Origin of the sequence: Brachymonas moutaii (nom. illeg.) (genome assembly GCF_049977365.1) — a bacterium.
Lineage (GTDB): Bacteria > Pseudomonadota > Gammaproteobacteria > Burkholderiales > Burkholderiaceae_C > Brachymonas.
This window is the reverse complement of the sequence record NZ_JBNGEN010000056.1, coordinates 1-204: the sequence shown is the minus strand read 5'-3', so window position 1 is coordinate 204 and position 204 is coordinate 1. Positions and strand designations below refer to the sequence as shown.

The 204-nt window shown below is 61.3% G+C and carries 1 protein-coding gene; it reads left to right on the top strand.

From position 1 onward, the window contains the following. On the top strand, nucleotides 1–204 hold a 204-nt coding region (locus ACP2WS_RS11395; RefSeq protein WP_426460871.1), incomplete at both ends, for a transposase.

Below are 204 nucleotides of genomic sequence, written 5' to 3'. Positions count from 1 at the left end.
CCGATGGGGGCTACACGGGAGAGCCTTTTGCGCTGGGGGTGCGTCAGACGCTGGGTGAACAGGTGACAGTGCAAATTGCCAAGCGCAGCGAACTGCACAGCTTCAGGGTCATGCCCAAGCGCTGGGTGGTGGAGCGCAGCTTTGCGTGGCTGGAGAAGAACCGCAGGCTCTCGAAGAACCATGAGCGATGGCTCAACACCAGCT